Source organism: Phenylobacterium sp., assembly GCF_036723115.1.
Classification (GTDB): domain Bacteria; phylum Pseudomonadota; class Alphaproteobacteria; order Caulobacterales; family Caulobacteraceae; genus Phenylobacterium.
Map to the genome: position 1 here is coordinate 1 of NZ_DAIMHV010000115.1, position 8,398 is coordinate 8,398.

Below are 8,398 nucleotides of genomic sequence, written 5' to 3' on the forward strand. Positions count from 1 at the left end.
GGTCTCGGCCGGCGCCTCATAGCGATCGGTCAGTTCCAGCACGTCGTCTTCGACGGCGGCGGGTTCCGGCGTCGGCTCGACCGAGGCGGCGAAGATAGTTTCGGCGGCCAGCGGCTCGGGCGCCGGCTCAGGCGTGGGCGGCGCCTCAGGCTCGGGGGTTTCGGTCTGGGCGGGCAGGGGTTCTGGGCCCTGGACCGCCGGCCGGGGATTGGCCGGAATGCTCGAGACGATGGTCACGGGCACGGTGGAGCCGACCTTCAGCTCCCGCGCCCAGGGCCACGGGATCAGGGCGGCGCCCAACACAACGACGTGCAGGATCGCCGAGACAAGGAGCGCGGACCTGAGGTCGGACCTCTCCCGGGCCATGAGCGCTCCTTCAGCGGGCCAGTTGGCCAGCGCCGGAGGACGGTCCGCCGGTTTCGGTGAGCAGGTTGATCGAGGTGAAGCCCGAGGTGGCCAGGGCGGCCATGACCTGGGCCACCGTTTCGTATGAGGTCCGCCCATCGGCCCGCACATAGATGGGCCGCTCGACGGCGCCGTCAGCCATGGCCACAAGACGCGGGGCGAGCGCCGAGAACGGAGTCTCTTCCTCCTGGATGAAGATGGTCCCGTCGGTGCGGATGGAGACGGTCAGGGGCTCGGACTGATCGGGAATGGCGCTGGCCTCGGTCTTGGGCAGTTCCAGCGGCACGCCCACGGTCAGCAGGGGCGCAGAGATCATGAAGACGATGAGCAGCACCAGCATGACGTCCACCAGGGGCGTCACATTGATCTCCGACAGCGCGCCGCGCCGGGCGCGGCGGCGGCGGCGCGAACCGCCGGCGGCGAAGGCGTCGTGGGCCGAGAGCGCCATGCCAGATCAGCCCCGATCCGCCAGGCGGCGCTGAATGGCGGTCGCCAGGTCGTCGGCGAAGCCTTCCAGCCGGCCGGCGTAGCGGCCCGCATCAGAGGAGAACTTGTTGTAGGCGATATAGGCCGGAATGGCCGCCGCCAGGCCGATGGCGGTGGCGAACAGGGCCTCGGCGATGGCCGGCGCCACGACGGTCAGATTGGTGTTCTGCTGGATCGCGATCTGCTTGAAGGCTTCCATGATGCCCCAGACCGTGCCGAACAGTCCCACGAAGGGCGAAGCCGTGGCCACGATGGCCAGCAGGGGCAGGCCCTCCTCGACCCGGGCGCTTTCCCGGGCGATGATGGCGTCCAGCACCCGGTCGATCCGCTGCATCAGGAAGCCGGCCTGGCTGTCGCTGGAGAGGCCCTTGGCGCGAGCCTCGCGCCATTCGCGCAGGGCGGCCTGCAGCATGCGGGGCAGGGCGTGACGGGGACGCTCGCCCGCCTGGGCGGCGATGTCCTCCAGCGACCGGCCGGTGGACACTTCGTCCTCGAACTGGTCGGCGTGACGGTTGAGGCTCGAGAACCGGATCAGCCGATCTATGATCACGGCCCAGGAGAACAGCGACGCCAGCGCCAGGCCGATCATCACTGACTTCACCACCCAGTCGGCGCGCATGAACAGCGAAATCAGCGAGAAGCTCTCAGCCGTCAGGGTCGGGGCGGCGGGATCCATCGTCGGTGGGCTCCGGTGGCGAAGGGCGCGCAGGTGCGCGTTTGAAATGAAGACCTTGCAGTGGCGAACTTAAGGCGCCGAATCATGACGATCACGCGCCTACGCCCCTGAGTGGAATAGGAATAACCTTACCGAAATCTGGTTGCCGCTCGTCGCCCGCGAATCGATCTCAATCGAGCGCACATGCCCCGGTCTTCGGGGCCTGTCACTTATGCCGGTTTTATGCCCTGTCCGCCGGGGCGAAATAGGGGGTCAGGGCCTCGGTCATCCCCGGCGGCGGGCGGCGCGGACGGCCGTCCAGGCCGATGCAGGCGGCCTCCACGGCGGCCGAGGCGATCAAGGCGCCGGCCCGCTCGATCTGCTGGCTGATGAACAACCTGGGTCCCTTCACGCGGTCATAGCGGGTGCGCACCAGCAGGGCGTCGTCGATGCGGGCCGGGCGCTTGAAGTCGATCTCCATGCGCACGATGGCGAAGGCGGCCGGTTCGGCCTGGGCCAGCAGGTCCGCGTGGCGCACTCCGGCCACCCGCAGAAAGTCCGACCGGCCCCGCTCGAAATAGCGCAGATAGTTGCCGTGATAGACGACCCCGGTGAAGTCGGTGTCCTCGTAATAGATGCGTACCGGCAGCACATGCTCGCGGCCCTCGATCCAGCCGGCGGAGGGCTGCGGATGGTCGGCGTCCATGATCGGCCTTCCTTCAGGTCTCGTCGTCGAACAGGCTGGCCTGACCCGCGCTCGGCGGCTGGGGCGGCGGGGTCAGGCCCAGATGGGCGTAGGCCTTGGCGCAGGCCACCCGGCCGCGGGGGGTGCGCTGGATGAAGCCCTGCTGCATCAGATAGGGCTCGATCACGTCCTCCACCGCGTCGCGGGCCTCGGCGATGGCGTATGCGATGGTCTCGACCCCCGCCGGCCCACCCCCATAATTGTCGATCAGCGCCCGGAGATAGCGGCGGTCGAGGCTGTCGAGGCCGACCTCGTCCACCTCCAGCCGGGCCAGGCCCCGGGCGGCTGCCCCGCGGTCGATGACCGGGGCGCCTTCGGCGGCGGCGAAGTCGCGGACCCGGCGCAGCAGGCGGCCGGCCACCCGCGGCGTGCCCCGGGCGCGGGCGGCGATCTCGGCCGCGCCCTCGGGCGCCAGCTCGACGCCCATCTTGCCCGCCGCGTGGGCCAGCACCTTCATCAGTTCCGCCGGCGTGTAGAATTCCAGGCGCAGGGGAATGCCGAAGCGGTCGCGCAAGGGGGTGGCCAGAAGGCCCGCCCGGGTGGTCGCGGCCACCAGGGTGAAGGGGGACAGGTCGATGCGGATGGACCGGGCCGAGGGGCCCTCGCCGATGATCAGGTCCAGCACATGGTCCTCCATGGCCGGATAGAGAATCTCCTCCACCTGGGAGGAGAGGCGATGGATCTCGTCGATGAAGAGGACGTCGTTGGGCTCGAGATTGGTCAGGATCGCCGCCAGGTCGCCGGCCTTGGCCAGGACGGGGCCGGAGGTGGCGCGGAAATTCACCCCCAGCTCCCGGGCGACGATCTGGGCCAGGGTGGTCTTGCCCAGGCCCGGGGGGCCGAACAGCAGCACATGGTCCAGGGCGTCCCCCCGGGACCGGGCGGCGTCGATGAAGATCTTCAGATTGGCCTTGGACTGCTCCTGCCCGACGAACTCCGCCAGGGTCTGGGGGCGATAGGCGCGGTCGGAACCCTCGGCCGGCCCGCTTTCGCCGGAGACCAGCCGGGTCACCGGCCCAGCTCCTGCAGGGCGGCCTTGATCAGGGCGGCGGGCTCGGCGGCGTCACCCAGCCGGGCCAGGGCGGCCTCCACCACGCGCCTCGCCTGGGGCTCGGCGACGCCCAGGCCCATGAGGGCGGCGACAGCCTCGCCGGCGGCGGACGGGGCGGCGTCCGGCGCTTCGGCCTCGGGATGGGCGAAGGCGCTGACCGGCAGGTCGGTCAGGCTCTTGTCCTTCAGTTCGGTGACGATGCGCACGGCGAGCTTCGGCCCCACCCCTTGCGCCCGGGCCACGGCGGCCTTGTCCTGGCGACCGGCCGCGGCGGAGAGTTCGGCCGGGGACAGCACGTCCAGCACAGCCAGGGCCGCCTTGGGGCCGACGCCCTGGATTTCCTTGAGGATCAGGAAGGTCCGCCGCTCGTCCCGCGAGAGGAAGCCATAGAGCCGCATGCCGGCCTGTTCGCTCCACTGGGTCTCGATGTGCAGAACCGTCTCCTCGCCCACCGGCGGCAGGCGCGACAGGGTGCGCGATCCGCAGCGCACCACATAGCCCACCCCCAGGACGTCGATGAGGGCGTCCTCCTCGCCGATCTCGGCGACGACGCCGCGCAGTCGCCCGATCATCACGCCACCCGCCTCGCCGCCAGCTGGCGCGCGGTGCGCGCATGGGCATGGGCGATAGCGACGGCCAGGGCGTCGGCGGCGTCGGCGCTCACGCCCCGCGCGCCGGGCAGCAGGCGGGCGATCATGAAGGCCACCTGGTCCTTGTCGGCGCCGCCCGTACCCACCACGGCCTTCTTGACTACGGTGGCGGCGTACTCGGCCACCGGCAGGCCCGCCTTGGCGGGGGCGACCAGCGCCATGGCGCGGGCATGGCCAAGCTTCAGGGCGCTGGCGGCGTTGTTGTTCATGAAGGTCTCTTCCACCGCGGCCTCCGCCGGCTGGTGGTCGGCGACGACCTGGGCGATCGCATCGAACAGGATCAGCAGGCGTTCGGCGAAGGGCAGGCTGTCGCGCGGGGCGATGACCCCATGGGCCACATGGCCGATGCGCGCGCCTTCCACGGCGATGACTCCCCAGCCTGTGCGGCGGAGGCCCGGGTCCAGTCCGAGAATGCGAATGCCGGCCATGGCTCCCTATAGGTCTGTTCGGGGATTGTTCCTATGGGGCGATTAGGCTCAAGAGCAGGTTAAGAGGGTGTTAGTCCTTGGCGAGCCCCGGAACCTTGGCCAGGTTCGGTCGTGGGATGGCGTTCTGGAAGGTCCCTTGCGCCTTGGCCTTGTCCCGGGCGAGTTCGGCCCAGGCGGCGGCGAACCCCGCCGCTGTCCGGGCCTCCGCCGGCTTGGTCCGCACCAGGCTGAGGCCTCGCCCCGCCAGGGCCTGGGCGGCCAGCGCCCAGGCCTCGGCGCCCGGAAGGGGCGCGCCGCCGGCGTCGGCCCAGCCCCGGTTGCGCCTGGCCCCCATTTCGCGCACGCCCTCGATCAGGGCGGCCTCGGACAGATGAAGCGCGACGGCCGCGCCGGGGGGCAGATCCTTGACGGCCGACGCCAGGGCCAGGGCGGCGAGCGCCTCGGCCTCCAGGTCCCGGGCGCCGCCGGCCGCACCGGCCAGGCCCTGTCCATCCTGCCGCACCCAGGCATAGCCGCCGGTGCGATAGGCCGCCTGATGGGCGATTTCGATCCAGAGTCGCGTGGTCATGAGGGCGGGGTTCTACCACCTGGGCGCAGGCCCTGTCGCTCAGTCCTTCCGGGGGGCGAGGCTGTATTCCAGCACGCGGGCGTCGCCGCGCAGCTGGCGGGCCAGGCTCGCGATCTTGAGCGGACCATCCCCACGCAGGGTGGCGCTGTACTCCACCTTGGCGGCCCCGGTCCCGTCGCCGGCGGTCAGCTTCTCCGTCACCGCCCCGGTGTGGAAGCCATGCGCCGACATCAGATCGCGAAAGGCGCGCTCGTCGATGGCCTCTTCGCGCCGGTAGCAGACCGAGACGTCCATGATGTTCAGCTGCGGCATGCGGCGGTCAGCCCAGCGCAGGACCCCCAGCACGATCAGGGTGACCGCCGTGCCCCCGAGCGCCAGCCCGTAGAAGCCCACGCCGTAGAGGGTGCCGAGGGCCGAGGTGATCCACAGGGAGGCCGCCGTGGTCAGGCCGTGCACGCTGAGCCCATGGCGGAAGATGACCCCGCCGCAGAGGAAGCCGATGCCGGTGAGTATGCCGTGCGCCATCCGGACCGGATCAATCTGGATGATGTCACTGGACACCTTGCCCATCCATTCCACCTGATGGACGGCGGCCAGCATGAGCAGGGCCGAGGCGAGGCTCACCAGAATGTGGGTGCGAAATCCCGCCGGCCGGCCGCGGTACTCGCGCTCGAACCCGATCAGCCCGCCGGCCAGCACGGCGCCGGCCACGGGCAGGACATAGGCGCTCAGCCACTCCATGGAGCCTGAACGTTCAGGCGCCCGTCCGGCTGCAAGCCTCTGGTTCAGCCGCCGTAGGTTTCCAGGTCGGCGTCGGAGACGTCGTAGTTTCCATAGACGTTCTGCACGTCGTCATCGTCTTCCAGCGCGCCGATCAGCTTCATCAGCGTGCCGACGGCCTCGCCCTCCACGGGCGTCAGCGTCTTGGGCCGCCAGGCGATGGCCGTGGACTTGGCCTCCCCCAGGGCGGCCTCCAGGGCCTGGGCCACGTCGGACAGTTCCTCGAAGGCGGTGAAGATGGTGTGGCTCTCTTCGTCGGACTCCACGTCCTGGGCGCCGGCCTCGATGGCGGCTTCCATGACCTTGTCCTCTGATCCCGCCGCCGCCGGATAGACGATCTGGCCCACCCGGTCGAACATGAAGGAGACCGCGCCGGTTTCCCCCAGATTGCCGCCGTTCTTGGCGAAGATGGCCCGCACATTGGCCGCGGCCCGATTGCGGTTGTCGGTCAGGGCCTCGACGATGATCCCCACCCCGCCTGGGCCGAAGCCCTCATAGCGGATCTCGTCATAGGTCTCGGCGTCGGCGCCCGAGGCCTTCTTGATCGCCCGGTCGATATTGTCCTTGGGCATGGACTCGGCCTTGGCGTTGGCCACCGCCAGGCGCAGGCGGGCGTTCATCATGGGATCGGGCAGGCCGGCCTTGGCCGCCACGGTGATCTCGCGGCTGAGCTTGGAGAACAGCTTGGAGCGCACCGAGTCCTGACGACCCTTGCGGTGCATGATGTTCTTGAACTTTGAGTGTCCGGCCATGGGTCCTGGTCTGGTCTTGGGCTGGCTTTGAGGCGGGCGAAGAAAACGGAAGCGCCGCTTCTAACGCCGCGCAGGGCGCAAGGCAAAGGCCCTGCGCCCGCCGCACGACGCCTCAGCGGGCGCCGCTCCGCTTGCCCACCGGGTGGGACGAAGACAGGCCGCCATCCACCGCAATGGCCTGACCGTTGACATAGGAGGCCTCGTCGCTCGCCAGGAAGAGCGCCATATGGGCGATCTCGTCGGGGACGCCGGCGCGCTTCAGCGGGTTGAGCTGACCGATGCGGTCCTCCGTGCCCCGGGCGCGGGCGAAGTCGAAGACGCCCTGGGTCATGCCCGTTTCGATGAGGCCCGGGCAGACGGCGTTGACCCGCACGCCTGTGCCATAGAGCTCGTTGGCCGCGGTGGTCGCCAGATTGATGACGCCGGCCTTGGAGGCCGAATAGGAGGCCGGCCCCGCGCCCGACCGAATGCCGGCCACCGAGGCGGTGCAGATGATCGAGCCCTTGCCCTTGGGGACCATCACCTTGCTGGCGTGCTTGATGGCCAGGAAGGGGCCGATCAGATTGATGCGCAGCACCTCGGCCCAGATCTCGGGCGTCAGCTCGAAGAAGGGGGTCGGACCGCCGGTGATGCCCGCATTGGCATAGACCGCGTCCAGCCCCCCGAAGGTGTCCACCGCCCGCTGGATGTAGGCCTCCACGAAGGCTTCGTCGCCAGCGTCCCCGGTCATGGCCACAGCCTGCCCGCCATGGGCCTGGATGGAGGCGGCGGTTTCTTCCACGGCCTCGGCCCGGTCGACGCAGACCACCCGCGCGCCCTCGCGGGCGAACAGGCTGGCGCTGGCGCGGCCGATGCCGCTGGCCGCGCCGGTGACCACGGCGGCGAAGCCTTCGAGACGTCCCATGAATTACTCTCCCAGTTGCAGGTCAGCGCGCCCGCCGGGCGGCGGCGTCGATGGCGTCGATGATGGTGTCATAGAGCGGCGTGGGCAGGTCGTGGCCCATGCCGGGAATGAGCCGCAGTTCCGCCCCCGGAATCGCCGCGGCCGTGGCCAGGCCGCCGGCCTTGGGCACCAGGGGATCCTCTTCACCGTGCAGCACCACGGTGGGAACGTTCAGGCCCTTGAGCTTTTCGGTGCGGTCGCCGCTGGCATTGATGGCGCCCCGCTGACGCTGCACGCCCTTGGGATTGAAGGCCCGGCGCATGTCCGACAGCACGCGCTCGCGCAGGGCCTCTTCGGGCCAGGGATAGGCCGGGCTGCCGATGACGCGGGCGTTCTTGATCCCGTGGGCGACGAAGGCCGCCTCGTCCACGGTCGGATCAGGGGCGGGCTGGGTGAGGACGGCGGCGGCCTCGGGTGTGGAATCCAGGGTGCCCGGCGCGCCGGTGGCGGACATGATGGAGGTCAGAGACAGGGTCCGCTGCGGATGCTCGATGGCCACGGTCTGGGCGATCATGCCGCCCATGGAGACGCCGACGATATGGGCCTTGTCGATCTTCAGATGGTCCAGCAGGCCCATGGCGTCGGCGGCCATGTCCGACAGGGTGTATCGATCGCCCGACTGGAACCAGGTGGAGAGGCCCACATCGCGGTTGTCGAACCGGACGACATGATAGCCGCGGGCCACCAGCATCTCGCAGAAGGGGACGGGCCAGCGGGTCATCTGCGACCCCAGGCCGTTGATCAGCAGGACAGGCGGGGCGTCTGCGGGGCCGAAGGTCTCATACTCGATCTCGATGCCGTTGGCCGAGGCGCGGGGCATGGGCGGTCTCCCATTCTGTTGTTCTTGATGGGTCCGGGAGGGGGCCCCGCACGTGCGAGCCGCCCCCTCCCGGCCGGGATAGCTAGTCGGAGTCCCTGGTGGTCAGGGGATCAGG

The 8,398-nt window shown here is 70.0% G+C and carries 11 protein-coding genes and 1 pseudogene; all 12 read right to left on the reverse strand.

The genetic code is table 11. From position 1 onward, the window contains the following. Positions 1-366: pseudogene (locus V7D28_RS11515) on the reverse strand (hypothetical protein); the annotation flags it as partial. Between the two features lie 10 nt (positions 367-376). Then, entirely contained in the window at positions 377-853 is a 477-nt protein-coding gene (locus V7D28_RS11520; protein ID WP_333587527.1) for an ExbD/TolR family protein, read from the reverse strand. 6 nt (positions 854-859) lie between these two features. Continuing rightward, positions 860-1,567: a protein TolQ gene (gene tolQ / locus V7D28_RS11525; protein ID WP_333587528.1), complete on the reverse strand. Its 708-nt coding sequence runs from the start codon at positions 1,565-1,567 to the stop codon at positions 860-862. A 220-nt stretch (positions 1,568-1,787) separates the two neighbouring features. Then, complete coding sequence (locus V7D28_RS11530) at positions 1,788-2,252, reverse strand: YbgC/FadM family acyl-CoA thioesterase (RefSeq protein WP_333587529.1); 465 nt, start codon at positions 2,250-2,252, stop codon at positions 1,788-1,790. Positions 2,253-2,265: 13 nt separating this feature from the next. Then, positions 2,266-3,303, reverse strand: a complete 1,038-nt coding sequence (gene ruvB, locus V7D28_RS11535) for a Holliday junction branch migration DNA helicase RuvB (protein WP_333587530.1) — start codon at positions 3,301-3,303, stop codon at positions 2,266-2,268. After that, positions 3,300-3,914, reverse strand: coding sequence for a Holliday junction branch migration protein RuvA (ruvA, locus tag V7D28_RS11540; RefSeq protein WP_333587531.1), 615 nt, complete (start codon positions 3,912-3,914; stop codon positions 3,300-3,302). The genes ruvB and ruvA overlap by 4 nt, the downstream gene beginning before the upstream one ends. Beyond that, positions 3,914-4,420: a crossover junction endodeoxyribonuclease RuvC gene (gene ruvC, locus V7D28_RS11545; RefSeq protein WP_333587532.1), complete on the reverse strand. Its 507-nt coding sequence runs from the start codon at positions 4,418-4,420 to the stop codon at positions 3,914-3,916. Before ruvC ends, ruvA begins: the two co-directional genes overlap by 1 nt. 70 nt (positions 4,421-4,490) lie before the next feature. Continuing rightward, a complete protein-coding gene (locus V7D28_RS11550; protein ID WP_333587533.1) occupies positions 4,491-4,988 on the reverse strand; it encodes a ribonuclease H in 498 nt (165 codons plus the stop codon). A 39-nt stretch (positions 4,989-5,027) separates the two neighbouring features. After that, positions 5,028-5,729: an MgtC/SapB family protein gene (locus V7D28_RS11555; RefSeq protein WP_333587534.1), complete on the reverse strand. Its 702-nt coding sequence runs from the start codon at positions 5,727-5,729 to the stop codon at positions 5,028-5,030. A 44-nt stretch (positions 5,730-5,773) separates the two neighbouring features. Then, complete coding sequence (locus V7D28_RS11560; RefSeq protein ID WP_333587535.1) at positions 5,774-6,520, reverse strand: YebC/PmpR family DNA-binding transcriptional regulator; 747 nt, start codon at positions 6,518-6,520, stop codon at positions 5,774-5,776. 112 nt (positions 6,521-6,632) lie between these two features. Continuing rightward, the gene (locus tag V7D28_RS11565) at positions 6,633-7,424 is read right to left on the reverse strand and encodes an SDR family NAD(P)-dependent oxidoreductase (RefSeq protein ID WP_333587536.1); all 792 of its coding nucleotides are present in this window, start codon (positions 7,422-7,424) and stop codon (positions 6,633-6,635) included. Between the two features lie 22 nt (positions 7,425-7,446). Next, positions 7,447-8,283 (reverse strand): alpha/beta fold hydrolase, encoded by an 837-nt coding sequence (locus tag V7D28_RS11570; protein WP_333587537.1) that lies wholly within the window; start codon positions 8,281-8,283, stop codon positions 7,447-7,449. Positions 8,284-8,398 lie beyond the last annotated feature (115 nt).